Origin of the sequence: Nisaea denitrificans DSM 18348 (genome assembly GCF_000426505.1) — a bacterium.
In the GTDB taxonomy this organism is placed as follows: domain Bacteria; phylum Pseudomonadota; class Alphaproteobacteria; order Thalassobaculales; family Thalassobaculaceae; genus Nisaea; species Nisaea denitrificans.
Map to the genome: position 1 here is coordinate 406,710 of NZ_KE384531.1, position 24,366 is coordinate 431,075.

23 protein-coding genes are annotated in these 24,366 nt (G+C 59.7%); 10 read left to right on the forward strand and 13 right to left on the reverse strand.

The window, feature by feature from the left end; genetic code table 11:
* Positions 1-2: 2 nt before the first annotated feature.
* The 3 genes from modB to K328_RS0118895 all read right to left on the reverse strand — a co-directional run bounded on the left by modB (position 3) and on the right by K328_RS0118895 (position 1,944).
* Entirely contained in the window at positions 3-680 is a 678-nt protein-coding gene (modB, locus tag K328_RS0118885; RefSeq protein WP_028467306.1) for a molybdate ABC transporter permease subunit, read from the reverse strand.
* The gene (gene modA, locus K328_RS24900) at positions 677-1,474 is read right to left on the reverse strand and encodes a molybdate ABC transporter substrate-binding protein (protein ID WP_084608439.1); all 798 of its coding nucleotides are present in this window, start codon (positions 1,472-1,474) and stop codon (positions 677-679) included. Before modA ends, modB begins: the two co-directional genes overlap by 4 nt.
* A 68-nt stretch (positions 1,475-1,542) precedes the next feature.
* Positions 1,543-1,944, reverse strand: coding sequence for a winged helix-turn-helix domain-containing protein (locus tag K328_RS0118895; protein WP_028467307.1), 402 nt, complete (start codon positions 1,942-1,944; stop codon positions 1,543-1,545).
* 78 nt (positions 1,945-2,022) lie between these two features.
* Here K328_RS0118895 and K328_RS0118900 point away from each other — a divergent pair, with 78 nt between their 5' ends.
* Positions 2,023-2,811 carry an enoyl-CoA hydratase/isomerase family protein gene (locus tag K328_RS0118900; protein WP_028467308.1) on the forward strand — a complete coding sequence of 263 codons (789 nt, stop codon included), beginning with the start codon at positions 2,023-2,025 and terminating at the stop codon, positions 2,809-2,811.
* Between the two features lie 25 nt (positions 2,812-2,836).
* On the opposite strand, the gene K328_RS0118905 is transcribed toward K328_RS0118900, so the two are convergent.
* Positions 2,837-3,298 (reverse strand): GNAT family N-acetyltransferase, encoded by a 462-nt coding sequence (locus K328_RS0118905; protein WP_028467309.1) that lies wholly within the window; start codon positions 3,296-3,298, stop codon positions 2,837-2,839.
* A 125-nt stretch (positions 3,299-3,423) separates the two neighbouring features.
* Here K328_RS0118905 and K328_RS0118910 point away from each other — a divergent pair, with 125 nt between their 5' ends.
* The 3 genes from K328_RS0118910 to sbmA all read left to right on the forward strand — a co-directional run bounded on the left by K328_RS0118910 (position 3,424) and on the right by sbmA (position 7,744).
* Positions 3,424-4,257, forward strand: coding sequence for an amidohydrolase family protein (locus K328_RS0118910; protein WP_028467310.1), 834 nt, complete (start codon positions 3,424-3,426; stop codon positions 4,255-4,257).
* Between the two features lie 152 nt (positions 4,258-4,409).
* Complete coding sequence (locus K328_RS26065; protein WP_028467311.1) at positions 4,410-6,632, forward strand: PAS domain-containing sensor histidine kinase; 2,223 nt, start codon at positions 4,410-4,412, stop codon at positions 6,630-6,632.
* 107 nt (positions 6,633-6,739) lie between these two features.
* On the forward strand, positions 6,740-7,744 hold the full coding sequence (gene sbmA / locus K328_RS24910; RefSeq protein WP_036554921.1) for a peptide antibiotic transporter SbmA: 1,005 nt from the start codon (positions 6,740-6,742) through the stop codon (positions 7,742-7,744).
* Positions 7,745-7,799: 55 nt separating this feature from the next.
* Here sbmA and K328_RS0118925 read toward each other — a convergent pair whose 3' ends face one another.
* From K328_RS0118925 to K328_RS26070, 3 genes are all read right to left on the reverse strand, one after another.
* Positions 7,800-8,840, reverse strand: a complete 1,041-nt coding sequence (locus tag K328_RS0118925) for a siderophore-interacting protein (RefSeq protein WP_028467312.1) — start codon at positions 8,838-8,840, stop codon at positions 7,800-7,802.
* Positions 8,841-8,952: 112 nt separating this feature from the next.
* Positions 8,953-10,848: a bifunctional sugar phosphate isomerase/epimerase/4-hydroxyphenylpyruvate dioxygenase family protein gene (locus tag K328_RS0118930; protein WP_028467313.1), complete on the reverse strand. Its 1,896-nt coding sequence runs from the start codon at positions 10,846-10,848 to the stop codon at positions 8,953-8,955.
* 52 nt (positions 10,849-10,900) lie between these two features.
* A complete protein-coding gene (locus K328_RS26070) occupies positions 10,901-12,562 on the reverse strand; it encodes an alpha/beta hydrolase fold domain-containing protein (RefSeq protein ID WP_205620706.1) in 1,662 nt (553 codons plus the stop codon).
* Positions 12,563-12,758: 196 nt separating this feature from the next.
* Between K328_RS26070 and K328_RS0118940 the strand changes: the two genes are divergently transcribed.
* The 5 genes from K328_RS0118940 to K328_RS26075 all read left to right on the forward strand — a co-directional run bounded on the left by K328_RS0118940 (position 12,759) and on the right by K328_RS26075 (position 18,158).
* Positions 12,759-13,646, forward strand: coding sequence for a shikimate dehydrogenase (locus K328_RS0118940; protein WP_051285156.1), 888 nt, complete (start codon positions 12,759-12,761; stop codon positions 13,644-13,646).
* A 49-nt stretch (positions 13,647-13,695) separates the two neighbouring features.
* Positions 13,696-14,688, forward strand: coding sequence for a TRAP transporter substrate-binding protein DctP (gene dctP, locus K328_RS0118945; protein ID WP_205620707.1), 993 nt, complete (start codon positions 13,696-13,698; stop codon positions 14,686-14,688).
* Positions 14,689-14,751: 63 nt separating this feature from the next.
* Positions 14,752-15,255, forward strand: coding sequence for a TRAP transporter small permease (locus tag K328_RS24925; protein WP_205620708.1), 504 nt, complete (start codon positions 14,752-14,754; stop codon positions 15,253-15,255).
* Positions 15,242-16,543: a TRAP transporter large permease gene (locus tag K328_RS0118955; protein ID WP_036554922.1), complete on the forward strand. Its 1,302-nt coding sequence runs from the start codon at positions 15,242-15,244 to the stop codon at positions 16,541-16,543. The genes K328_RS24925 and K328_RS0118955 overlap by 14 nt, the downstream gene beginning before the upstream one ends.
* A 235-nt stretch (positions 16,544-16,778) precedes the next feature.
* Positions 16,779-18,158, forward strand: coding sequence for a sensor histidine kinase (locus K328_RS26075; RefSeq protein WP_051285158.1), 1,380 nt, complete (start codon positions 16,779-16,781; stop codon positions 18,156-18,158).
* A 443-nt stretch (positions 18,159-18,601) separates the two neighbouring features.
* On the opposite strand, the gene K328_RS0118965 is transcribed toward K328_RS26075, so the two are convergent.
* The 3 genes from K328_RS0118965 to K328_RS0118975 form a co-directional block, all read right to left on the reverse strand.
* On the reverse strand, positions 18,602-19,495 hold the full coding sequence (locus K328_RS0118965; RefSeq protein WP_028467318.1) for a LysR family transcriptional regulator: 894 nt from the start codon (positions 19,493-19,495) through the stop codon (positions 18,602-18,604).
* 145 nt (positions 19,496-19,640) lie between these two features.
* Positions 19,641-20,609, reverse strand: a complete 969-nt coding sequence (trxB, locus tag K328_RS0118970) for a thioredoxin-disulfide reductase (RefSeq protein ID WP_028467319.1) — start codon at positions 20,607-20,609, stop codon at positions 19,641-19,643.
* Positions 20,610-20,708: 99 nt separating this feature from the next.
* Positions 20,709-21,122, reverse strand: a complete 414-nt coding sequence (locus K328_RS0118975) for a GFA family protein (RefSeq protein WP_036554924.1) — start codon at positions 21,120-21,122, stop codon at positions 20,709-20,711.
* 112 nt (positions 21,123-21,234) lie between these two features.
* Between K328_RS0118975 and K328_RS26080 the strand changes: the two genes are divergently transcribed.
* Positions 21,235-22,035 carry a class I SAM-dependent methyltransferase gene (locus tag K328_RS26080; protein ID WP_028467321.1) on the forward strand — a complete coding sequence of 267 codons (801 nt, stop codon included), beginning with the start codon at positions 21,235-21,237 and terminating at the stop codon, positions 22,033-22,035.
* Between the two features lie 24 nt (positions 22,036-22,059).
* Here K328_RS26080 and K328_RS0118985 read toward each other — a convergent pair whose 3' ends face one another.
* The 3 genes from K328_RS0118985 to K328_RS0118995 all read right to left on the reverse strand — a co-directional run bounded on the left by K328_RS0118985 (position 22,060) and on the right by K328_RS0118995 (position 24,339).
* On the reverse strand, positions 22,060-22,647 hold the full coding sequence (locus tag K328_RS0118985) for a PAS domain-containing protein (protein ID WP_028467322.1): 588 nt from the start codon (positions 22,645-22,647) through the stop codon (positions 22,060-22,062).
* A gap of 86 nt (positions 22,648-22,733) precedes the next feature.
* Positions 22,734-23,750 carry a protein-methionine-sulfoxide reductase catalytic subunit MsrP gene (gene msrP, locus K328_RS0118990; RefSeq protein WP_028467323.1) on the reverse strand — a complete coding sequence of 339 codons (1,017 nt, stop codon included), beginning with the start codon at positions 23,748-23,750 and terminating at the stop codon, positions 22,734-22,736.
* Positions 23,751-23,859: 109 nt separating this feature from the next.
* The gene (locus tag K328_RS0118995; protein WP_051285160.1) at positions 23,860-24,339 is read right to left on the reverse strand and encodes a 6,7-dimethyl-8-ribityllumazine synthase; all 480 of its coding nucleotides are present in this window, start codon (positions 24,337-24,339) and stop codon (positions 23,860-23,862) included.
* Positions 24,340-24,366 lie beyond the last annotated feature (27 nt).

Below are 24,366 nucleotides of genomic sequence, written 5' to 3' on the forward strand. Positions count from 1 at the left end.
GCTCATCCCGCCCGCACAGGCGCTCGACGGTGCAGGATTGTCACCGCCATCAGCACCAGGAAGGAAAAGATCAGCAACCCGATCGAAAGCCGGTGGGCCTCTGTGTAGGAGAGGGTTTCCACATGCTCGAAGATGGCGATGGAAATCACCCGGGTCTTCTCCGGAATGTTTCCGCCAACCATCAGAACCACGCCGAATTCGCCGACCGTGTGGGCAAAGGTCAGCACGGCAGCGGTGATATAGCCCCGGATGGCTATCGGAGATGCGACCGTCATGAACGCGTCGAGCGGCGAGGCGCCGAGTGTGGCGGCTGCTTCCATGTGCCTGGTGCCGACCGACTGGAACGCGGTCTGCAGTGGCTGCACGGCAAAAGGCAGGGAATAGATCACCGAGGCAATCAGCAGGCCGGAGAAGGAGAAGGCCAGGGTCTCTCCGGTGAGTTGAACCCAGGCGCCGCCGATGGCGCCGGCGGGGCCGAGCAGGATCAGCAGGTAGAAACCGAGCACGGTCGGCGGCAGGACGAGCGGCAGGGCGACGGCGGGCTCGATGATCCAGCGCAAGCGGGAGCGCGTGTGTGACAGCCACCAGGCGAGGGGCGTGCCAATGAGAACGAGGATGACCGAGGTTGCGCCGGCCAGCTTCAGGGTCAGCAGAATGGCGGAAAGATCGCCCGGGCTCATTTGCAGGCGTCGGGCGGCTGGTACCCGGCGTCGCGAATGGCCGCGCAGCCGGCGGGTGAAGTCAGGAAGGCAAGGAAACCTTCAGCGGCAGTATTGTTCGCGCCCCGTTTCAGCAGCACTGCGTCCTGCCGGATCGGCGTGTGCAGATTTGCTGGAACGGCCCAATGACTGCCGCGCAGATTATCCGGCGCGGCGAGCAGTTGCGACAGCGCGACAAAGCCTGCGGGGGCACCGCCGGCGGCTACGATCTGGAACGCCTGGGCAATATTCTGGCCCATCACGATGCGCTTCTCGTAGGTCTGCCAGAGGCCGAGGGCGGTCAGGCTCTCCTTCGCGGCTACGCCATAAGGCGCCAGTTTCGGATTGGCGATGGAGATGCGCTCGAGTTCGGCCAGGCTGAGAAAGGCGGCGCCGTCCTCCGGTATCGTGGCCGGGTCCGGGCTCCAGAGAGCCAGGCGACCGGTGGCATAGGTGAAGGGCGCTCGCGCCGCCGTGCCGTCCTTGTGTAGGAGTGCTGGACGGGCCTGATCGGCGGCAAGGAAAGCGTCGAACGGTGCGCCCTGCCGGATCTGGGCATAGATCTGCCCGGTTGACCCGTTTGCGATGACAACAGTCTCGCCGCTTTCTGCCTTGAAAGCCTTGGCCAGCTTGTCTGCGGTGGAGGCGAAATTAGCCGCGACGGCGATGGTGGCTTCGGCTGCGTGAGCTGAAACAGCCCCGGCGATGGCGATCACAAGGCCAGCCAGCAGGGACAGGGTTTGCCTGGTCAGTCGCCTGGAGAATCGCGGTTTCATGATCGGTCCTGTGGTGTGCACGGGTGTCGCGAAAAGAGCGTTATATATCATTGGATATAACGCTCTCGTCAAGGTGAGGCCGCGCCCTCCTCATCGTCCGCTCTGCTTTCCATATTACTGGCCAGCAATCCGCGCAGTCTTTCCATCTCCGGCGCCAGCACGTCGGCGGCCCGGGCTTCCATCTGCCGGTAGCAGGTGGCGATGTCCTGTCCCAGCGCTGTCAGCCGTGCACCACCGCCGCTGCTGCCGCCCTTGGCGGTTTCCACAAGCGGCGCCTGGAAATGGGAGTTCATCCGCTGCACCAGCAGCCAGGCACGGCGGTAGCTCATGCCCATGGATCGTCCGGCCTTACTGATCGATCCGGTCTCAGCAATGGCTTCCAGAAGATCCACCTGACCGGGGCCGATGGCGACATTCGTGTCCAGCACGACGCGAAGACGTGGACCGAGGGTTTTGTTTCCTGCTTTCATGGGGCGGACTCTGCCACGGAGTTCTCCGGGGCACACCGGCAAAATCGAAAACCCGTCAAAGGGTGAAGGGGAGGCGTTGTGGAACACGCGACCGAAGATCTTATCTATGAGGTGAAGGACGGCATCGGCTGGATCACCTTTAACCGGCCCAAGGCCCGTAACGCCTTCACTTTCGCCATGTATGAAGGTGTTGCGGAGATCTGCCGGGATGCCGGCAAAGGCGAGGCGGTCTCCGCCATCGTGATGTGCGGCGCCGGAGACAAGGCCTTCGCGGCGGGCACGGATATCGGCCAGTTCAAGGATTTCTCAACGGCCGAGGACGCCTTCGCCTACGAGGAGAACGGCAACAGGATGATGGCGGATATCGAGCGCTGCCCGGTGCCGACCATCGCGGCGATCCATGGGGCCTGCACGGGCGGCGGCGCAGCGGTTGCGGCCTCTTGCGACATTCGCCTGACGGCGGCGGATCTGAAATTCGGCTTTCCGATTGCCCGAACGCTCGGCAACTGCCTGTCGAATGAAAACCTGCGGCGCCTGTCCTGGCTGGTTGGCCCGGCGCGGGTGTCCGAGATGCTGCTGACCGCCCGCCTTGTCGGCGCGGAGGAAGCCAAGTCGATCGGTCTTGTCTCCGAAGTGCTGCCGGACCGGGATGCGGTCATGGCCCGTGCAACGGAGCTGTCGGAGACCCTGAAGGGGCACGCGCCGATCACCATGCGGGTGACCAAGGAAGCGTTGCGGCGCTTGCGCACCAGTGGCGCGGTCCCGGAAGACCGGGATCTGATCGAAGCGGCTTATACCAGTGCCGATTTCCGCGAAGGCATGTCGGCCTTTCTGGAGAAGCGCCGGCCGACTTGGCAGAACCGCTAAGATCGACCGCTGATACCCGGACGCTTCAGGCGGCCAGGCCGCGGGTCATGAAAACGCTGTGCGGGTCGAGGGTGTAGCTGCCGAAAGGCGGGCATTCCTCGAACCCGAAACGGCTATAGAGCGCGCGTGCCGGTGCGAAGGCTTCCATGGAGCCCGTCTCCAGGCTGACCTGCCGGTACCCGCGTTTCTTCGCCTCGGCCAGAATATGCTCCACCATGAGCCGGGCAACGCCCTTGCCGCGATGCTGCCGAGCCGTGTGCATGGATTTCAGCTCGCCTTGATCCGGCGAGAGCTCCCGCAGCGCACCGCAGCCAAGCAGGCTGCCGTCCTGCCAAACGCTCCAGAACGTGATGTCCGGATGTCGCAGCCCGTCGAGATCGAGGGCATGGACGCTTTCCGGCGGCGAATTTGCGTTGCCGTGCTCCAGGTGCGCGGACAGCAATTCCGCGATTTCCGGACCGGTCAGATCGTCGACCCTAATCTCCATTTTATCTCTCCGTTATTGGGTTAGATGCGGAGCATATCGTCAGCGCGGATCGGAGCTCAAGCTGGACGTTGAGCACGAATGCGCCACATCATTTCAACTGATTCGCGGTAGGAGGGAGACGTTCGATGAAGGCACTGGCGAGAAGCCTGGCGATACTCGGATTCGGGCTGATGCTTTGCGGCAATGTCGTGAAAGCGGAAGAGTTGCGGCTCTTCGATACCCATATTCACTACAGTCACGATGCCTGGGAGCAATATTCGGCTGAGAATGCCGTGGAAATATTGCGAGAGGCGGGGCTTCGCAGGGCCTTCGTTTCCAGCTCCCCGGATGAAGGGACACAAAAACTCTACCGTCAGGCACCGGACTTCATCGTGCCGGTCTTGCGCCCCTACCGGAAACGGGGCGAATTGCAGAGCTGGGTGGACGATCCGACCGTGGTGGAGATGGTGGCCGAGCGGCTTGCGGCTAATCGCTATGCCGGGATCGGAGAATTTCACGTCTCTGGCGCTGATGCGGATAAGCCGGCAGTTCGCGGCTTGGTCGACCTGGCACGCACGCACGGGCTGTTTCTCCATGCCCACGCGGATGCCGATGCCATCGCCCGGATCTTCCGCCATGACCCGGAAGCGCGAATCCTGTGGGCACATGCAGGTTTCGAGGGCCGCGAGCGGGTCGAAGCCATGCTCGGTGCTCACCCGGAACTCCGGGCTGACTTGTCTTTTCGCTTCGAGCACGTCTCCAATGGGAAAATCTCTCCCGCCTGGCGCCGGACCTTTCTTCGTTTTCCTGAGCGCTTCACTATCGGCACCGATACTTACACACCATCCCGCTGGGAAGATGTGGGCGATTACATAACTTGGGTGCGAGGGTGGCTCGCTGACTTACCCGAACCTGTTCGCAGTAATATTGCATACGGGAACGCTGAGAGACTGCTCGCCTCCAATCCGAACGCCATGTAGAGCTTTCGCTCGCTTGTGAAATTATTGTCGCGGAAGCGATTTAGACTTGCCCAAGCCCGAGGTGCGCGGCTTAGTATCCGCTAGTGCACTCAAAATAATTGCGGTTTCGGCGTTCCAATGAAAACCGTATGGACAGTCGGGACTGCCTAAATATGGCCATTTCACTGCAGACAGCAGCGCTCAGCGCAATGCTAGCGTCGTTGTTGCTTGCCGCTGCATTGACCTATTTGCGGTCGATCCCGAATGCCCCGGATGGATTGAGCTGGTGGGCCGGCGGGTTCTGGGCCTATTCCGGTGCAAATGGCTGCATCGCGCTCATTGCGCCGGAATACGGGGCAATCTTCCTTGAAACTCTGGTGGCCATGTCGGCTTTCATGCTGGCTGCCGGAACGCGCAGATTTCTTGGATATACAGTTTTGGCCCAGTTTGTTGTCCTGGGTATTAGTCTGACCGTTTTCTGGGTCCTTGCAGCCGAAGTTTTCCAGCTGCCGTTTCTCGTTCGAGCTGTTCCGGTCTTCCTCCTGTCCGCAGCCGGGTTGATCATTGCCGGCGGGTCGCTCTGGCGAAAGGCGGCTGCGGACAGCAAGGGAACTGGATACCGGATAACGGGAGCCTTCTTTATTTTCTGGGGGCTGCATCAGCTGGATTACCCGTTTTTGCGCAATGTGGAGTGGTTTGCGCCTTACGGTTTTCTTCTGGCGCAGGTACTGGCCATCGGCTGTGCGTTCGGGCTGATGATCATTGCTCACCAAAGAATGATGGCGCGGTCCGAAACTGAAGCCGATGCTCGCCATGCTGCCGAAAGCGCCTTACTTTTGCAGCTCGACTTGCGGCAGAACATCATCGATGCCGTGCCAATGCCGATTTTCGTTGAAGACGATGCCGGTGTTTTGGTGAATGCGAACAGTGCGTTTGCGCAGCTTGCAGGCTGCAACCTGCCTGATGTCGCGGGAAAGAAGATCGACGAGATCTGGTCGGACGCGGGGATCGTGCAAGCCACGGAACCGGACGCTGGGCCCATGTCGGAAGGCCGGGTCCAGCCTTTCTCCATGGTGCTGTCTCTTCCGTCGGGGCAGGCCCGCAGCTACGCCGTTTCCAGAATGTCTCTGGCGATGCCGGACGATTCCCGGTCTGGAGCTGTCGTCGTCATGCAGGACATGACAGACCGCAATCGCACGGAGATGCAGCTACATGAAAGCGAGAAGCGGTTCCGGGATTTCGCCGAGGCGTCTTCGGACTGGCTGTGGGAAACCGATGCCGAGGGGCGTTTCAGCTATTTCGCGCATGGCGCACGGGACTACAGCGGACTGATCCCTGAAAGCAATCTCGGGCGAACCCGTTTTGAGGCGACAATCGAGGACCTGACTTCGGAGAAATGGCGAACGCATATCTCCGACATCGAAGCGCAGCGGCCATTTAGCGGGTTCCGGTATCTCTTGCACGGCGATGAAGGCCATGAAGTCGCGGTGATGATCAACGGTATGCCGTTCTATGACGATGACGGCACGTTTCTCGGGTATCGCGGAACGGGCAGCGATGTGACCCGGCAGAGAGAGGCGGAGATTTCCCGCGACCGTGCCCTACTCGATGCCGAACGGGCGAACCGGGCGAAGTCTGAATTCCTCGCGACGATGAGCCATGAGTTCCGCACGCCGCTGAACGCCATTCTCGGTTTCAGTGAAATGCTCTCGCAGGAAGTCCTAGGTCCGGTCGGCGCGCCGGCCTACCGGGAATATGCCGATGCGATCAATGACAGTGGTAACCATATGCTGGCACTGGTGAACGACATTCTCGATATTTCCGCAATCGAGGCAGGCAAGCGGGTGATCATGAAGGAGGAAATCGGCCTCCTGGATCTGTTGCGGGAAAGCACTGTCGAAGTTTCCAAAATCGCGGCCGATAAATCGATCAATCTTGAGGTGGGGCTGCCGGGGGCGCCGCTACGGCTGTTCGCGGATCTCCGCTCCGTTCGTCAGATCATCCTTAACTTGCTGTCCAATGCCGTGAAATTCACACCGCAGGATGGCTGGATCCGGCTTTCCGCGCAGCCCGACCGGGGTGACATGATTGCTATCGTCGTCGAGGATAGCGGCGAGGGTATTGCGGCAGACAAGCTCCCCACCATCACCGACCCTTTTTCCCAGGCAAGCAATCATCCACATCACAGCCATGAAGGCACCGGGCTCGGCCTTAGTATCGTCAAATCTCTGGTTGAGGCTCACTCGGGTGAGTTGAAGATAGAAAGCACTCTCGGTGTTGGGACCAAGGTGACGGTCTGGCTGCATGCGGCACTCGGCCCGAAACCTGCGCTTCAGGAAACAACGTCGGTGGGGCCCAAGGTCGATATCGAAGAAGATCCGGACGACGACGCCTAGCCAAGGCTTTCAGGCGCGTCAGGCGGGGCGTGCGTATGTCCGGTTGTTCCGGGGGCGATCTGTCTATACATCCTGAGCATTGAGCAGAACCGAAAACAGGTGACCTGATGTTTCGATCCTTCTTTCTGACCCGCGAATGGGCGGTCTGGTCGTGGGTTGGTATGGCGTTGATCTTCGGCGGCACCTGGTATCAGGTTCAGCTCGACGTCCAGATCAATGAATGGTTCGGTGGATTTTACGACACCGTCCAGAAAGCGCTCGGCGAGCCGGGCAGCATTACCATCGGAGAATTCTACAAACTGCTTCTCACATTCGGGCAAATTGCCGGGATCTATGTTTGCGTCGCGGTCTTCCTCGGGTTTTTCACCAAGCACTGGGTGTTCCGCTGGCGCCAGGCGATGAACAACTTCTACATGTCCCACTGGCAGCGCTTGCGCCATATCGAAGGAGCGAGCCAGCGGGTTCAGGAAGACACCAAGCGATTTGCAAATATCATGGAAACACTCGGCAGCAATCTGCTGGACTCCGTGATGACCCTGGTCGCTTTTCTGCCGATCCTCTGGGTCCTCTCGAAGCAGGTGAAGGAGGTGCCGTTCTTTGGCGAAGTGGAGCACGCGCTCGTTTACGTCGCGATCATCTTTGCCCTTTTGGGGACGGCGGTGCTGGCTGTGGTTGGTGTGAAACTGCCAGGACTTGAGTTCAACAACCAAAAGGTTGAGGCGGCTTACCGGAAGGAGCTGGTCTACGGGGAGGACCACGAGGACCGTGCAACTCCGCCGACCGTGTGGGAATTGTTCCAGAATGTCCGGCGGAACTATTTCCGGCTGTTTTTCCACTACATGTATTTCGACATCGCCAAATGGAGTTATCTGCAGTTTGGCGTTCTGGTCCCCTATATCGCCCTTGCGCCGACAATTGTTGCCGGGGCCATCACGCTCGGCGTCATGCAGCAGATTGTCCGGGCGTTTGGTCGGGTGGAATCATCTTTCCAGTTCCTGGTCAGGAGCTGGAGCACCATCGTCGAGCTGATCTCCGTCTATAAGCGTCTGCGTGCTTTCGAGGCTCAGCTTGCAACGCTGCCGCCGGAACCGCAGCCCGAAGCGGCGGAGTAACGCAAGGGCGGAGTGCTCGCGAAGCGCTGCAAGCTCGTGCGTTTAGTCTGACATTTCAGGACTTGCTGATGGACCCAGTGCGCCGCCAATAGGCACCGCTGGACCGGCGTTCCGCCGGTAGTTCGAGCTCGGATTTGAAATATGTCCGCAATGCGCGGGCCTGCTCGGCTTCGCCGGCAAACCAGAAAAAGCCGGTGTCGGCCGATGGTGGGGCGATTGCCTGCATGGCATCCACAAGATCGGATGTGCGGACCCAATCGATCGCGAAATTGGCTGGCAGATCGATCTCGAAGGGAGCCTGATGCGGGTGCAGTCCGATGACGACATGGCCGCCGGCGGTATCCGTGCGGCTCTCAATAATGCGCCGGATGGCCGGGACCGCGGTGTCGTCTCCGCCAATCGCAAGCCAGCCTTCGGGCGGAAAATATCCGCCTCCCGGGCCGAGCATGCCGATCTTGTTTCCCGGTTGGGCTGTCTCGGACCAGTCGGAGAAGATGCCGCCGGCGTGCCGGACGATATCGATGTCGACCTCACCGATTTCGGGACGGATATCCCGGATGGTGTAAACCCGGACCGTCAGCGTGTCGTCTGCATCCGGATAATGAACCGCGCCGGACGGCTCTATCCTGGGCCATACCACGGGACGCTCACCCGGCGTCTCGGGAAACATCAGTCGCACATGCAGGCCGCGCTGGTCGAACGGGGCGAGATCATCGCCTTTCAACGTCATCCGTAACAGCCAGTCGGAGAGAGGCCGAACGGTCTGCACCGTCATTTCACGGAAGTTCTTCGGCTGTCCCGGAGCTGGTGCGACACCGGTCCAGGAAACACGTTCCGCAACCGCCGGATCGGTTTCCTTCAGGTAATCGATGATCGATCCTTGCAGGGTTGTCAGTGCCGCTTCGTCGGGCGAATCGATCCGGACCTGAAGCTCGCTGTTCTGAGCCTTTAAGTGAATTCGTCCGAAATCGGTCTCGTATGTCGCGTCATTGGCGGCGCGCGCCACTGGGAGGACGTCGTGAGATTCCAAGTGACGGATATGTTCGTCTAGCCAGGTTCCGGCGTTTCCCACCGAGACCGAAAGTTCTGCTTGCATGACCCTGCGCCGATCCCGGCGTACTGTGGCCGGATTTAATAATGAGATTTATTCGCAGAATCATTTGCATTTCATGGCCGGTGTCAAGTTTTCGCGAAACGATAGATCAGGATTACCCGCTGATTGTTGCGGACCCGCTTTCGAGTGCCCGCTTCTGGGCGGCTATCCGGAACTGCGCGTTGCTTGCGCCGTATCCTGAGTATCGGCCTCTCCGCTCGACGATTTCGAAGAAGAAGCCTTCGCCGTAATTGGGGCTGTAGATCTGGAAGTATTCGCCTTGGTCGTCTCTGTCGTAGAGGATGCAGGCGCTTTGAAGGCGCGTGAGCAGATCCTCGTCGAGTGCAAAACGGGCATCCAGATCGTCATAGTAATTCGGTGAAATGGCGAGGGGGGCGAAGCCGGTTTTTTTCAAGAGCTCAGCGGTGGCGAAAATGTCGTCGGTCTTGAAGGCAACATGCTGTACGGCGGACCCGAAGCTTTCGGAAATGAAATGTCCGGCAAGGGTCTTGTTGTTTTCCGCGCCATTCAACGTGATGCGGAGCGAGCCTTCCGGGTTTTCAATTACCTGGCTGCGGACCAGCCCGGCGGGATCGACAACATCGACCATCGGCGTTTTGCGGGTATCGAAGATGGATGTGTAGAACAGCAGCCAGGTCAGCATTTCCTCGTAGTTCATGGTCTGGGCCAGGTGATCGATGCCGGTCAGGCCGACATCCAGGCCCGCAGCCTGATCGTCTTCCGGCTTGAACTCAATCTCCCAGACCCGGGCAAGGTCGCTGTGGCTGTCGAGGAAATGCATGATCCCGCCGCCGACCCCCCGAATGGCGGGGATGCTCAACTCGCCGGGGCCGACGGGTTGCTCGAACAGCGTCGCGCCGAGCTGGTGGGCCCGTTCCACTGTGGCGGCTGCGTCTTCCACCTTCAGGCCGATATCGCAGACGGTTGTGCCGTGAACCAGATAGGACGAATGGGCAAAGCCTTCGCGCTCGGTGTTGATGACGATGTTGATATCGCCCTGGCGCCAGAGCCTTACGTCCTTTGCGATGTGCCGTCCGGCTTTCTTGAACCCCAGCGCCGTCAGTTGGGAGCCGAGCTCCTCGGCCTCTTTTTCGTCCGCCGCGAATTCGATGAACTCGATGCCCGAGGCACGGACCCGGTCCGGCATGTCCGGAACGTCCATCGCGATCCCGGGCTCGGAGCGTTTCACCCGGTCCATCAGATAGACGAGGGAGCGGTGCCCATCGATGGAAATGGTCTTGGGGGAGCCGCCACGGAACTGGTCGTTGAAGATTTCGAGGGAGACATAGCCGTCGTACCCGGTGGCGGCGACGGCGCTCATAAACTTGGTGACGTCGAGATCGCCTTCCCCCGGCATGCAGCGGTAATGCCTGCTCCAGTGAAAGAGATCCATGTCGATCGCCGGTGCGTCGGCAAGTTGAACGAAAAAGATCTTGTCGCCCGGAACGGACCGGATGGAATTCGGGTCCAGCTCCCGCGCGAGTGTGTGGAAGGAGTCGACGATCAGGCCGATGTTCGGATGATCGGCCCGGCGCACGATCTCCCAAGCGTCCCGGTGGTCGTTGATATGCCGCCCCCAGGCGAGCGCTTCATAACCGACACGAATTCCCCGTTTGGCCGCTCGCTCTCCAAGTTCGGCGAAATCCGCCGCCGCCCGATCGATGCCGCCGAGCGAGAGCGGAGAGACGTTGGAGCAGATCAGCACGAGGTCCGCACCGAGCTCTCCCATCAGGTCGAACTTCCGCTCTGCCCGGTCGAAGGTGCGGGCGCGTTGCGGCTCGGGCATGCCTTCGAAGTCGCGGAACGGCTGGAACAGTGTGATCTCCAGCCCATGGTCGCGCACAAGCTGCCCGGCATCCCGGGGCGATCCGTCGAAGGCGAGGAAATCGTTCTCGAAGATCTCGATCCCGTCGAACCCGGCGGCGGAGATGGCCGCCATTTTCTCCTCGAAGTCACCCGAAATCGAGACGGTGGCGATGGATGTTTTCATCGAAGTCACTTCTCCATGTGTCCGGGAGTTGTCATGCGGTGTCCGCCGTCATTTATGCGCATGTGGCTTTGAGCCAGGCGCACATCTGGCGCAGAGACGTTTCGGCCTCGGGGCAATATTCCATCGCCCGCAGGTAGCCATGGATCAGGCCCTCTCCCGGATCGCGGTCCACCGTCACCCCGGCCGCCTCAAGCGCATCCGCATAGGCGGTGCCGCTGTCGCGCAGCGGGTCGTACTGGGCGACCGCCATGAATGCCGGGGGCAGCCCGGCATGGCTGCTGGCGGCGAGCGGGGCGATATAGGGGTCGCTGTTCAGTTGCTCCGCGTCGGCGCAATAGAGCGCGTTATTTTCCGCCATGCCGGCGACTTTCAGCAACGGCCCGTTAGCGTTCTCGACATAGGAAGGCCGGGTGCGGTCGAAATCGCAGGAAGGATAGACGAGCATCTGCGCCCGGAGCGGTATGTTCAGCTCCCTACATTTCAGGGCGACCGCCGCGGCGATGTTGCCGCCTGCGCTATCGCCGCCGACGGCGATACGGGCCGGGTCGATACCGAGTTTCCCGGCGTTCTGGTGTGCCCATTCCACGACCGAGGTGCACTGCTGGAAAGCGGCGGGGTAGGGGTGTTCCGGTGCGAGTGCGTAATCGACGCTGATCACCGTTTGCCTGTTCCAGTCAGCGATGCGAGCCGTAATGTCCCAGTGGGTTTCCGGGCTGCCCTGCATCCAGCCGCCGCCATGCATGTAGATCAGGGCGGATTGCGGCGCGCTGTCGGCATGACGGAATACCCGAACGCGAACGGGGCCACCGGGACTGTCGATCCAGTGCTCCTCGTCCGTCTCCACACCCTCCGGCGTCTCCAGCCGCATTTCGCGGGCGATGGCCTCGAACCTGACACGGCGATCAGCCGGTGTGGCACCCGGTGCCAGACTGGCCCACTTGCTGTCCCAGACATCAAGAAACCGGACAATGCCGGGAAGAATCCGGCGCGTTTCATCCAATGAATTAAGCACGCTGCGTCCTTTGTCTGTATCGGTCCGCATGACGAAGCGCAGGATCATGTCGCCGACATGCCGGCGCAGCATCTGCTGACCTCTGGGGCTGAACAGGTCATCTCCGAAAATCCGGGAGAAGGTCGATCGGTTGGAAACGTTGAAGTAACAGAGAGCCGAGATGTGCCAGTGCAGCTCAAGCGCCGTCAGTCCGCGCCGGAACAGGCCAAGCTCGCAGCCGCGTGCATAGATGTTCTCGAGTAGCCGGATCGCTGAGCTGTTCTGCCCGACGATACCGTCGGACCGGGACATATGCTCTCCGTTATGGATGTTTTCGATGGTCACAAGGCGGACGAAATTGACCGCGTTGCGATGGTGGTCGAAGGTGAATTCGGCAAGCTGACGCAGCGCTTCGACCGGCGGGACCTGTGCCAGGTCGAGGGCATCCTCGGACCGGCGCATTTCCTGATAGGCGTCTTCCAGAGCGGCCCGGTAGAGGCCTTCCTTGTCGCCGAAATAATAATAGATCATCCGCTTCGAGGTCTTGGTCTTGGCCGCAATCTCCGAGATGCGCGCGCCAGAGAGCCCCTTCGCCGCGAAAATCTCGCGGGCAATCTGAAGAATGTTGGCCTGAACCGCGTCGGGGTCCTGCTTCCATCCCTTGCGGAACAATTCTCCCGGCTGGTCCCCCGGCTGGTCTGATGACGTTTCAACCTCGCCCAACATTTCCTCCCATCGTGTTCTTCAGTTTCTTTCGTTGATCTCAGCATAACGGAGTACTGCACCGGGTGCGCCCCTTCGTGCCGAGCCTCCCCTGGGCTGTCGTGAGGGGTTGAGCGCATCACTATTGACATATTTAACCGCGATGAACAATATCGAGAAAAATGAGCCCGACTGTTAACGGTTGTGGACATAAGGGATGGGCGTTGTGGAAGTTGAAGTCGAGGGTATCGGTGGAGCCTCGCTGCCGGATTGTGTGCTGGCTGGCCTGATTGGCAACAGCATTCAGGCTTCGCGAACGCCCAGAATGCATATGGATGAAGGGACCGCGCTCGGGTTTCCTTACGAGTACCGGCTGATCGATCTGCCCCGCGATCTGGAAGAGGCGGCGCTTGCCCGGATCCTTGCCGATCTGGAAGATGCCGGGTATCGCGGCGTCAATGTAACCGTACCGTACAAAAGAGACATTCTGACGCATCTCGATGCGCTGTCCGATGACGCGCATGCAGTGGGTGCCGTCAATACCGTGCTGTTCACCAAGGACGGCAGGATCGGGCACAACACAGACTATTGGGGTTTTGCGGAAAGCCTGCGACGCGGCCTTCCGGATGTTGCGCGCGATAAGGTGCTGCTGATGGGGGCGGGGGGCGCCGGCCATGCGGTCGCGCATGCCCTGGTGGATTCCGGCGTTGGAACGCTGCTGGTTTGCGATACGAACCGGGAGCTGGCCACGTCCCTTGTCTCCGAGCTGAATGAGCGCGCCGGAGCCGGGCGCGCCGAGCTTGTAGAGGATGTCGCGGAAGCGGCGAAAGCTGCCGACGGCATCGTCAACGCCACCCCGGTGGGCATGCTGAAAATGCCGGGAATGCCGATCGACGGCGCACTTGTCGAGCCCCGTCATTGGGTCGCGGACATTGTCTATTTTCCATTGGAGACAAAGTTACTTGCACATGCCCGCGGAAAGGGCTGTGCGGTTTTGTCGGGTGCCGGTATGGCGCTCTTTCAAGCAGTCCGGGCTTTCGAGCTGTTCACCGGCGTTACGCCGGATGCCGACCGGATGAAGGCGGTATTCGACTCGTTCGACTGACCGTCGCGGGACGCAGGGTCCGCAAAATTCGCAAAAAAGGGAGGAAACAATGCGAAGTCAAACGATGAAAGGCACCCTTCGTGGTGCCGTTGCCGCAATGGCGCTTCTGGTCACGGCAGGAGCCGTCAATGCGGCCGACAAGGTCGAGATCATCTATTCCGACACCGTTCAGGAAACGGACCGCCGCAGCGGTATCCTGAAGGAACATTTCGCCGGGTGTCTGGGTGATGGCTTTGAGTTCAAGCCCTATTTCGGCGCCACTCTGTTCAAGCAGGGCACCGAGCTGACCGCCATGCAGCGCGGCAATCTCGATATGGCCAACCTCGCCAGCTATGACTTCGAGAACCAGGTTCCGTCCGCCTCGATCCTCGGCACCGGATATCTGTTCCGGGGTTACGAGCACATGCGCAAGGTGTTCGACGGCGATGTGATGGACGGCCTGTTCGGTGAGATCCAGGAGAAGACCGGGGTCAAGGTCCTGGCCAATCCTTATATCGGCACCCGTCACGTCAACATCAAAGGCGACAAGAAGATCATGACGCCGGCGGACATGGCCGGCATCAAGCTGCGTATGCCGGGCGGTGAGGGCTGGCAGTTCCTCGGCAAAGCACTTGGCGCCAACCCGACGCCGGTGGCCTTCACGGAGGTTTATACGGCGCTGCAGACCGGTACCGTGGACGGGCAGGACAATCCGTTGCCGACCAACAAGCAGATGAAGTTCTACGAGGTGACGAACCAGATCATCCTGACCAGCCACCGGGTCGCCACCAACATCTTCGCCATGTCGGGCAAAAAGTGGAACAGCCTGAACGACGCCCAGAAAGCGACGGTGCAGAAATGCGCACTCGAATTCCAGGCAGGCATGGACAAGAGCACGCTCGGGCTTGAGAAGGAAATGGCGGACTTCTTCGAGAAGGAAGGCCTGAAGCTCTACAAGCCGGACATCGACGCGTTCCGCAACCACGCGCTCGATATGTACAAAAACTCCGATTATTCGAAGAACTGGCCCGCCGGACTCCTCGAAAAGATCAATAAGACCTAATATCCGAGACGGCACCGGCGCTCGTGCGGCGCCGGTGCGGCCGTCTTTTCCGGAGGGACCGCTTTGCTGGGTTGGCTATCGCGTCGCGCCGAGAATTTTCTCGCGCTGGTGCTCGCTGCATTGTTCGCGAGCTTTCTCATACAGATTGTTTTCCGCTACGTGCTGAACCTGCCGCTGGGCTGGACGGTCGAAATGGTCTCGATCTGCTGGCTGTGGGGCATTCTCTTCGGCTACGCCTTCGTCGTCCGAGACAACGACATCATCCGGCTCGACATCATCTATGACATGTTCCCGCGCGGCGGACGCCGTGCCCTCGATGTGATCACGGGCCTGATCTGCGCCGGCCTCTTTGCCTGGACGCTGCCGAAGGCCTGGGAATTTATCGATTTCATGAAGATCGAGAAGACGGCCTATATCCGGCTGCGCTTCGATTATGTCTTCGCCATTTACGTTCCCTTTGCGCTGGCTGTGATCTTCCGGTCCCTGCGCAGTGTCTGGTACGGCCTTTCCGGCAAAGGCCCCGCCTTCAGCCCTACGCACGGGGCGGAGACCCATGACTATGATTGATCCGTTTACAGTCGCGCTCCTGCTCATCCTGTTCCTGGCTTTCGGCGGGCTCTCGATGGGCCTGGCGATGATCTGCGGCGCCTTCACCTACCTTCTGCTCGGCGGTTACGATCCCTCGATCGCCTCCGAGACGCTGCTGCAGGGCCTTTTCCACGGTTACACGCTGCTTGCGATCCCGCTCTTCATCCTGGCCGCCGACATCATGAATATCGGCACGCTGGCGGACCGGCTGCTGCGTTTCAGCCAGGCGCTGGTCGGACGCTTCAAGGGCGGGCTCGGCCATGTGAACGTGGTCTCGTCGCTGATCTTCTCCGGCATGTCCGGCTCCGCCGTCGCCGACGCCGTCGGCATGGGCAAGATCATCATCACCATGATGACCAAGGACGGGAAATATTCCGGCTCCTATGCCGCTGCCATCACCGCCGCCTCGGCCACCATTGGGCCGATCATTCCGCCCTCCATCCCCATGGTGCTCTATGCCCTGGTCTCGGACCAGTCGGTCGGCTACCTGTTCGCCGCCGGCATGTTGCCGGGGCTGCTGATGGGCGTCGTGCTGATCATCATGAACATGATCATCGCGCACCGCCGAGGTTTTGCGACCGATGAGGCCATCCCGTTGCGGGAACTGCCGGCGACGACTTTCCGCGCTATCCCTGCTTTGCTTCTCCCCGTCATCCTGCTGGGCGGGATCTATGGCGGCGTGATGACGCCGACCGAAGCGGCGGCCGTGGCCGCGTTTTACGCCCTCTCGATATCGATCCTGCTCTACCGTTCGGTCACCTTTAAAGGCTTCTATCAGGCGCTGCTCGGCTCAGCCCGTTCGACGGCGACGGTCGGTATCCTGATCGCTGGAGCCCTGACATTCGACTATGTGGTGACGCGGGAGAACGTGCCGCAGATGATGGCTGATTTCCTCGCGCAGTATGATCTCTCGCGTGTGGGTTTCCTGCTGGCCATCAACGTGATGTTCCTTGTGCTCGGCTGTATTCTTGAATCCGGTGCGATCCTGCTGATTATCGTGCCGATCTTCCTGCCGACGGCCCAGGCGCTGGGCATCGATCTGGTGCATTTCGGCGTCGTTGCCGTAGTCAATGCCATGCTCGGCCTGATCACGCCGCCCTACGGCCTGCTGCTCTTCATCGTGGCCTCGATCACGAAGCAACCGCTGATCCGGATCGTCAAGGATCTGCTGCCTTTCCTGGCGGCTCTTCTGGTTGCGCTTGGCGTCATCACCTTCGTGCCGGACTTCGTGCTCTTCCTGCCGCGCCTGCTTGGCTACAAGGGGTAGCCTCATTGGCTGCGCCATCCAGCGATATGCACCGCCAGGTTGCGTATCGCTGGACCGAACACCGTGTGGCGGGCAACATTGCTGACCTATGATCAGGGGCTTCCGGGGCGCTCTGAGAGACCGGAATGGCTGGAAGGTGGAGTTGAGAGAACTCTATTCGGCCTCGACTCTTGGATTGCGTGCAGGCTTAGTCGCCCCATAGGCTTTGAGAAAAGAGCAATGGGGCGGAAGATCGATGAAGAAATCATCTCCGGATTTGAAAGAATCCGACTTCCACGACGCTGGTGGAGAATTGGTGCTGCGGCGTATCGAGCCGCTATTCTATTCCAGATTCCCTGCCTTATCGAATATCGCCATTGCGGCTTTGATCTGCATTGCCGCGAAAGACCATGTCCCGCTTGAGTATCTTTTCGGATGGCTCCTGTTGATGGGGGGCGTCTCCACATACCGGATCATTCTCAACGGACGCTTTAGCCGCTCGGAAGTCGGCAGCTCTGACGCGCCGATGTGGGAGCAGCGCATGTTCCTGTGTGCGGCTGCGCAAGGATGCATCTGGGCGGCGATCGGTCTTGCCATAGCGATCTTTCCGATGCCAATCGAAGTCCTTGGCGTTGTGTTGATGGCAGCCTGCGGAATGCTGGCAGGCGCGACCTTCACCATGACGGGCAGTCAGAAGGTCTTCCGGGCCTTTGTTCTGCCGGCCGGGATCGGCCCGACAACCGGGCTCGCCTTCATGGACGGAGATGCCGGTCTTGTTCTGGCACTCATGGCGGTGGTCTTTCTGGTTGTCGTGTTGATCTGGGGGTGGACCGTTTCAAAGGCGGTAGACGAGCGCCTGATGCTCGCTGCCGAGAAGGAGCACTTGCTTGCCAACCTCGAGCTGGCGCATCGGGAGGCGGAACTCGAGAAGGAGCTGAAGCAGGAAACCTTCAACAAGCTGGGGCATGAATTGCGAACGCCGCTCAACAGCATTATCGGGTTCGCTGAAATCATTGGCACTGAGGCTGTTGGTCCAATCGGGAATGCCAAATACAAGGAATACGGATCACTCGTCGCAGAGAGTGGAAAACATTTGTCGAACCTGATCGACGAAATGTTGAACCTGGGGAAAAACGAGAGCCTTCAGGCATCGATCGATAAGGAGCCTGTGGACGTCGAGGAGATCATGGTCTTCTGCCGGGATTTGCTGGCTCCACTGGCAAGAAGGGGCGGTGTCGAGCTGCATGTCGTGCCTGCAGGGGATGGCGCCCCGCTGATCATTTCGGCAGAGCGCCTCAAGCTGCGTCAGGTTCTGATCAACCTGATCAACAACGCAATCCACTACACCTTGCCGGGCGGGAGGATTGACGTTGCCTTGAAGAGGAATGCCGACGGGTTTCTGGAAATCAGCGTTACGGATACGGGTATCGGGATGGCCGAGGCTGATATTCCCAAGGCTTTGGAACCCTTCAATCAGCTCAAGGACGGTAAAAAGCATAACCCGGACGGAAAGGGTATCGGGCTTGCTCTATCCAAGAAGTTCGTTGAATTGCACGGCGGCAGTCTGAATGTTGAAAGCACATTCGGAGTAGGCACGACAATCCGTGTCCTGCTCCCCGCAGGGGCGGAAGAATGAGGGTGCGATGTTGGGCTGTGCGTTGCAGCAGGGATATGGCCGTTTGATCTTGAGGGATATGGTCGTTTGATCTTGCTGCGGAGTGGAACAGGGATTAAATACGCCATCCTCCAAAAAAAATTGCCGAGAACCCATAGGTTCCCGGCAAGTTGAACAGGGAGGCTTCACGTCTGGGAGACGTAGGATCCCGAAGGACCCTCTACTTCAGGCGGGGGCCTGAAGGTCAGATGCTGCAAAGCAGCACCGTGATAATGATTTAGATATGTCTATAAGACGTTAACGACCATGCATTTTTGTTCAGTTCCGATATGCAAAAATTGCATAGCCATTTGCCTTCATATGTCAAATTAGTGAAATGAAATAAATCGCGAATCAAAACCCGTATGCCCATTCGGCTTTAATATCGTTACGCCAATGTGGGGTCGGCCGTTATTTCATTATGCTCAAAACTGCGTCAGTGCGACTTCCTGAATGAGAAAGTCGCGCAATACGGTAATTCTTTTTGAGTGTCTTAGCTCTTCCGGGTAAACAAAATAGGCCGGGACCTGAGGGCCTTCGATATCCGGCATGATGCGCACCAGGCTACTGTCTTCCTGGGCCAGATAATCCGGTATCGCGGCAATGCCGACACCGCCCTGAACGGCGCGCAGAATCGCATAGTAATTATTCACCGAGAAGGTGTTCGTGTGCGCGCGCCGGTTGCCGCCCGTTGCAACCTCGCGCAACCAGTTCACGTTGGGGAAAGGGGGATGCGGCGTATCACCGTAAAGCACGAGGCGGTGGTCTTGAAGGTCTTCCGCTGTCTGCGGCATGCCCGCGTGCTTCAGGTAGGACGGGGCGGCGTATAGGTGCAGTTTGATGTTTTTGATATGACGTTGAATCAGGTCTGGCTGGCGGGGCGGTGTCAGCCTTATGGCGACATCGGCCTGACGCATGCCAAGGTCCAACTCACCGTCATCGATGATCAGGTTGACCGTGATCTCTGGATAAAGCTCCAGGAATTTGCCGATACGCGAAGCGAGCCATGTTGAACCGAACGCCACAGGTGTGGTGATTTTCAGCGGCCCGCGCGGCAACTCCTTGCCTTCCGAGAGGCTGGCTTCAGCAGCGGCGAGCTTGGCGAAGACATCTCGCGCCGTCCGGTACAGGGTCTCGCCCTGCTCTGTCAGGATCAGGCCGCGCGCGTGTCTGTGGAACAGCGCGACCTTGAGAGAGTCTTCGAGCTGACTGATTTGCCGACTGACAGCGGATTGGCTGAGATTGAGCGTCTCACCCGCATGCGTGAAGCTCCCTGCCTCAGCAACGGCATGAAACACTCTGAGTTTGTCCCAGTCCATGGCCATGATGAACCGCTCTCGCCTTTTTAGCTCAACGTTCCGTGCGTCAGTCTAAGCCAGAGGAGTCCTATGGACCAGAGGAACGCGATGTAAAAAGCACTTTAGGGCAAAAGGGTTATCGGATCGTTACCGGGAGGGGCCGGAATTACTCCGCCGCTTCGGCAGCCTGGTCCTCAAGTGCCGCGAGATATTTCTCTGATTCCAGCGCCGCCATGCAGCCCATTCCTGCTGCTGTCACGGCTTGCCGGTAAACCTTGTCGACACAATCTCCGGCCGCATAGACGCCGGGAATCGAGGTTCGTGGGCTGCCGTTTTCGGTGATCAGATAGCCTTCATCATCCGCTTCAAGCGCTTCGACGAACGGTTTCGTCGCCGGATCGTGGCCGATGGCGACGAAAAACCCGGTCGCGGCGATCTCGGAAACCTCACCGGTCTTGATGTTCTTGATCCGGGCGCCTTCTACGCCAGCCATCGGACCTTCTCCGCCGAGAACTTCCTCGACGACGCTGTCCCAGACCATTTCGATCTTCTCGTGCCGGAACAGACGCTCCTGCATGATCTTTTCGGCGCGCAGTGTGTCGCGGCGATGCACCAGCGTCACTTTGGAGGCGATGTTGGCGAGATAGAGGGCTTCCTCGACCGCCGTGTTGCCGCCGCCGACCACGATGACTTCCTGGTTTCGGAAGAAGAACCCGTCGCAGGTGGCGCAGGCGGACACGCCTTTTCCGCTGTATCTCTGCTCGCTCTCCAGACCCAGCCACCGGGCCTGAGCGCCAGTGGCGATGATCACGGCGTCGGCGACGAACGTGTCGCCGCTATCCATCGACAGCGTGTATGGCCGTTTGGAGAAATCGACGGAGGTTACGAGATCGTAGACGATCCGCGCGCCGACATGTTCGGCCTGTTTCTGCATCTGCTCCATCAGCCAGGGGCCCTGGATCACATCCGCAAAACCCGGATAATTCTCCACCTCGGAGGTAATAGTCATCTGACCGCCAGGCTGCAGGCCTGCGAGCACAACCGGTTTGAGGTTGGCGCGGGCTGTGTAGATGGCGGCGGTCAGTCCGGCGGCGCCGGATCCGATGATGACAATTTTCTCGCGGTGTTCGGTCATGGGGGCGGGCAGTCCTGCTATCTGGGGGCGTCTCGGCCGGTCTCTGAGGGTTCCTTCGAACATAAGCAACAGGCGAGAGCGGAACAAGCCGTCCGAAGGTCATTCATAAGAAGATCCTGCATGTTTAGGCAGTTCGTCGTCGCAGGACGTCCAGGAAAGCCGCTCATCCCAGTAAACGTGGAATGCGGGAGTGACCGAATCCGGATCTTTCAGTGTTGCCGCGAAGAAATGGATTTCATCGGCGAACTGGTCGGAGCGGTAGGCAATAGGAGTTCCGCAATGCCCGCAGAACAGGCGCTCCACGCCGGGCGAGGATGCGAAAACTGCAGGGGGCGTTCCTGTGAAATGCGCGGCTTCGCAGGGAACGCCGATATAGGTCGTGTAGGCAGAGCCAGTCTGTCGCCTGCAGCTTTCGCAATGGCAATGGCCGACCCAGTTCGCCGGGCCGGAAAATGTGTATCGGGTCGCGCCGCAGAGGCAATGCCCTCTCTGTTCGGTCCCAGCATTCGCCATGCCCATGCTCCACGGTTACGTGATTGTTCAAAAGCTGATTCTTGACAGCCATCAACCACGCCGTCATGTCTCATCTGGATCCAAAAATAGCCCCAGCATTGGAATGCAATCCATGCCCGATTGGCCCGCTTGGCTGACAGCCCTTCTTCTCGCGACCAATCTGCTGTCGCTGGTAGCGCTCTTTTTCGTCACCCGCCGGATGCTGAAGCTCCGGCGACAGAAAAAACGTGCCTTTGCCTTTTCGGAATATCCCGTTCGGAAAGTGAAACTGGCAGAGGTTGCGCCCTGTTTCGAGATGACCCGTTACGGGCCGAGCCCGGACTCGGAGGTGCGGTTTATTGGCGGGGAGGGCGTCGTCGCGTCACTCTCGGACCGTGAATCCTGGGTCATGGCTGCGTTGGCGAAGAACGTGAAGCGGGTCTTCGAATTCGGCACCTGCTCCGGCAAAACCGCGCATTTGTTTGCACAGAACGCGGCGCCGGACTCGGAAATCTTCACTCTGACGCTGCATCCCGACGATCTGGCCGCGACGGAATTCGGGCTAGGCGACGACAAGGAACATCGGGATATCGCGGTCGCTGAATCCTCGTTCGAGACGTTCTATTACAACGGACAACTCTCGGAAAAGCACATCCGGCAGATCTTTTCCGACAGCAAATCCTATGACGAGGAGCCGCTTCGGGGCAGCGTGGACCTGATCTTTGTCGATGGCGCCCACACCCGTTCCTACGTCGAGAGCGACACCCGCAAGGCGCTGAACATGCTGACAGATGACGGCGTCATCCTGTGGCACGACTACAAGCCGGATGCACCGGACGTATTCGCGTTCCTGAACGAGCTTTCAAAGACGCTGCCTCTGATGCATATCGCGGATACCGATCTGGTGATGTATCGGCGCGAGAAAGCATCCTGACGCAGCGCGGGCTACGTGGTGGAGCTACAGAAGCTCCGCGCAGGGGATGCGGATTACAGATTCGGGAATCTCCTGCTTTCCTCCGAGTGTGCCGCGCTGCAGTCTGTAGAGACTGATGCCGAGCATGACATTGATTGCCCCGTCTTTGGAGGCCATCGGAAGCAACAGGCGTTCAGCTTGCCAGACCTCCATCGATGTCAGGCGTTCTTCCACCGCGCCATATTGAATGGCGGGCTGGCTGATGATGATATCCCATCGGCTCCGTAACACCGGGTAATCGATTTTGCCGACGATTTCACGGATCGTCCGCCCCCGGATGCTTCCTCCCCAGGCTTCGTTGACGCTCTCGCCGGCGAGCTGGCAGACAAAGTCTTGCCGCCTTGGATCAAATTCATACATCCAGACAAAGCGCAGCAGGGTCGGGATGGTCATGGGGGAGAATGACTTCCGACGCGGCACCAGGGCATCCCCACGCGCATCGAGCCACGCCCCGAAAAAACTGTGAATCTTGGGGCTCGCATCCGGGATACGTCTGCGGAACTCCGCCAGCGCTCTGTTTTTTGAGGTCATGTTTGTCATGGAAGAGTCGAAGCCCAGATGAGGCTCGAACATATACAGGGAAACGTTAACCTAGTGTTTCCCAGTTTCCATGAAATGTCAGGCTTTCAGAAATATTGCCTGTCGAAGTGCTGACCGTCTCAGGTGAACAGCCGCTCACCCTCCATGCCCTTGTAGAGACCCGCCACCTGCTCGGCATAGCCATTGTAGAGCAGGGTCGGTATCCGTTCGTTGCCCCCGCCAAGCGGCCGTTCTGAAGCCTGGCTCCAGCGGGCATGCGGAACCTCGGGGTTCACGTTCGCCCAGAACCCGTACTCGCTCTTCTGCAACTCTTCCCAGAAGGAAACAGGGCGCTCCGAGGTGAAGGTGAAGCGGACGATGGATTTGGTCGATTTAAAGCCGTATTTCCACGGCACCGCCAGCCGAAGCGGTGCGCCGTTCTGCCGTGGCATCGGCTTGCCGTAGATACCGGTGGCGATGAAGGCGAGATCGTTCATCGCCTCTTCGATGCTCAGCCCCTCGATATAGGGCCAGGGATACCAATGCTGCTTCTGGCCCTTGGCATTATCCGGGTCCATGAAGGTTTCCATGCGGATATATTTCGCCGAGGACAGCGGCTCCGCCAGTTTGACCAGCGCTGACAGCGGGAATCCGCTCCAGGGCACGACCATGGACCAGGCCTCGACGCAGCGAAGCCGGTAGACACGCTCTTCAAGCGGCATCTGATCCAGCAGATCGTCGATATCGATGGTCTTCGGCTTGGCTACCTCGCCGTCGAGAGTCACGGTCCAGGGCCGGATTTTCAGGGCCTGGGCGGCGCGGCTGATATTCTTGTGGCTGCCGAACTCGTAGAAATTGTTGTAGCTGGTGGCAAGGTCCGGATCGGTGATCGGCCGGTCAGGTCCGCCGTCGGCGAAGGCCGGGTTCCGTTTCACCGGATAGAGGTGGGAGGAGGGATCGGGCTCCACGGAGGCGAGCTGCCTCGCCGCATCCGCCTCGGCGCTCGCCTCGTCGCTGCAACCGGCCAATGCGGCTGCCGAGAGAATCATCGGCCCGGCTGCGAGGCCTTTCAGCAGCGCGCGCCTGTTGTGAAAGACGGATTCAGGCGTGACCGCCCGTTCCGGCAATTCCCAGCCCTTCAGTCGCTTCAACAGCATGATGTTCCTCCGGCAGTGCCTAACCTCAGGAACAGACATAGGGCAGGGAGCCGGACACAGCCACTCACGTGCCGGTGAGAGAGCCGTGTCCAGGAGGTGCCGGAACGGCCTAAGCCGCGAGTGTTTCTTCCAGGGCGAGCACGTCGAGGCAGGCGCTGGCGGCTTCCCGGCCCTTGCCGACCATATGCTCCCGGAAGAACCGGGTATGGTCCTCGGTTTCGTGGAAGTGGTGCGGCGTCAGCACGACGGAAAACACAGGTACGCCGGTATCGAGCTGCACCCGCATCAACCCGTCGACCACGGCTGAGGCGACGAAATCGTGCCGGTAGATGCCGCCATCGACGACAAAGCCGCAGGCAATGACGGCTGCATAACGCTCGCTGGCGATCAGTTTCATGGCGGTCAGCGGGATTTCGAAGGCGCCGGGAACGCGGAAACAGTCGATCTTCGCTGTATCGAAGCCGCGCTGTTTCATCTCGTCGGTGAAGCCGTCCCGGGCTCGGTCGGTCATGTCGCTGTGCCAGCTCGCCTGGATGAAGGCGATGCGGTCACCGGGCGCCGTGCCGGTAGTGGTTGTTGAGGTCGTCATTATCGGTTCCAACTCCATGCGTTAACT

Excerpts from the sequence above, each read along its gene's own strand:
- modB (WP_028467306.1), bottom strand. The coding sequence starts at position 680 with ATGAGCCCGGGCGATCTTTCCGCCATTCTGCTGACCCTGAAGCTGGCC.
- modA (WP_084608439.1), bottom strand. The coding sequence starts at position 1,474 with ATGAAACCGCGATTCTCCAGGCGACTGACCAGGCAAACCCTGTCCCTG.
- K328_RS0118895 (WP_028467307.1), bottom strand. The coding sequence starts at position 1,944 with ATGAAAGCAGGAAACAAAACCCTCGGTCCACGTCTTCGCGTCGTGCTG.
- K328_RS0118905 (WP_028467309.1), bottom strand. The coding sequence starts at position 3,298 with ATGGAGATTAGGGTCGACGATCTGACCGGTCCGGAAATCGCGGAATTG.
- K328_RS0118910 (WP_028467310.1), top strand. The coding sequence starts at position 3,424 with ATGAAGGCACTGGCGAGAAGCCTGGCGATACTCGGATTCGGGCTGATG.
- K328_RS26065 (WP_028467311.1), top strand. The coding sequence starts at position 4,410 with ATGGCCATTTCACTGCAGACAGCAGCGCTCAGCGCAATGCTAGCGTCG.
- sbmA (WP_036554921.1), top strand. The coding sequence starts at position 6,740 with ATGTTTCGATCCTTCTTTCTGACCCGCGAATGGGCGGTCTGGTCGTGG.
- K328_RS0118925 (WP_028467312.1), bottom strand. The coding sequence starts at position 8,840 with ATGCAAGCAGAACTTTCGGTCTCGGTGGGAAACGCCGGAACCTGGCTA.
- K328_RS0118930 (WP_028467313.1), bottom strand. The coding sequence starts at position 10,848 with ATGAAAACATCCATCGCCACCGTCTCGATTTCGGGTGACTTCGAGGAG.
- K328_RS0118940 (WP_051285156.1), top strand. The coding sequence starts at position 12,759 with ATGGGCGTTGTGGAAGTTGAAGTCGAGGGTATCGGTGGAGCCTCGCTG.
- dctP (WP_205620707.1), top strand. The coding sequence starts at position 13,696 with ATGCGAAGTCAAACGATGAAAGGCACCCTTCGTGGTGCCGTTGCCGCA.
- K328_RS0118955 (WP_036554922.1), top strand. The coding sequence starts at position 15,242 with ATGACTATGATTGATCCGTTTACAGTCGCGCTCCTGCTCATCCTGTTC.
- K328_RS26075 (WP_051285158.1), top strand. The coding sequence starts at position 16,779 with ATGAAGAAATCATCTCCGGATTTGAAAGAATCCGACTTCCACGACGCT.
- K328_RS0118965 (WP_028467318.1), bottom strand. The coding sequence starts at position 19,495 with ATGGACTGGGACAAACTCAGAGTGTTTCATGCCGTTGCTGAGGCAGGG.
- trxB (WP_028467319.1), bottom strand. The coding sequence starts at position 20,609 with ATGACCGAACACCGCGAGAAAATTGTCATCATCGGATCCGGCGCCGCC.
- K328_RS0118975 (WP_036554924.1), bottom strand. The coding sequence starts at position 21,122 with ATGGCGAATGCTGGGACCGAACAGAGAGGGCATTGCCTCTGCGGCGCG.
- K328_RS26080 (WP_028467321.1), top strand. The coding sequence starts at position 21,235 with ATGCCCGATTGGCCCGCTTGGCTGACAGCCCTTCTTCTCGCGACCAAT.
- K328_RS0118985 (WP_028467322.1), bottom strand. The coding sequence starts at position 22,647 with ATGTTCGAGCCTCATCTGGGCTTCGACTCTTCCATGACAAACATGACC.
- msrP (WP_028467323.1), bottom strand. The coding sequence starts at position 23,750 with ATGCTGTTGAAGCGACTGAAGGGCTGGGAATTGCCGGAACGGGCGGTC.
- K328_RS0118995 (WP_051285160.1), bottom strand. The coding sequence starts at position 24,339 with ATGACGACCTCAACAACCACTACCGGCACGGCGCCCGGTGACCGCATC.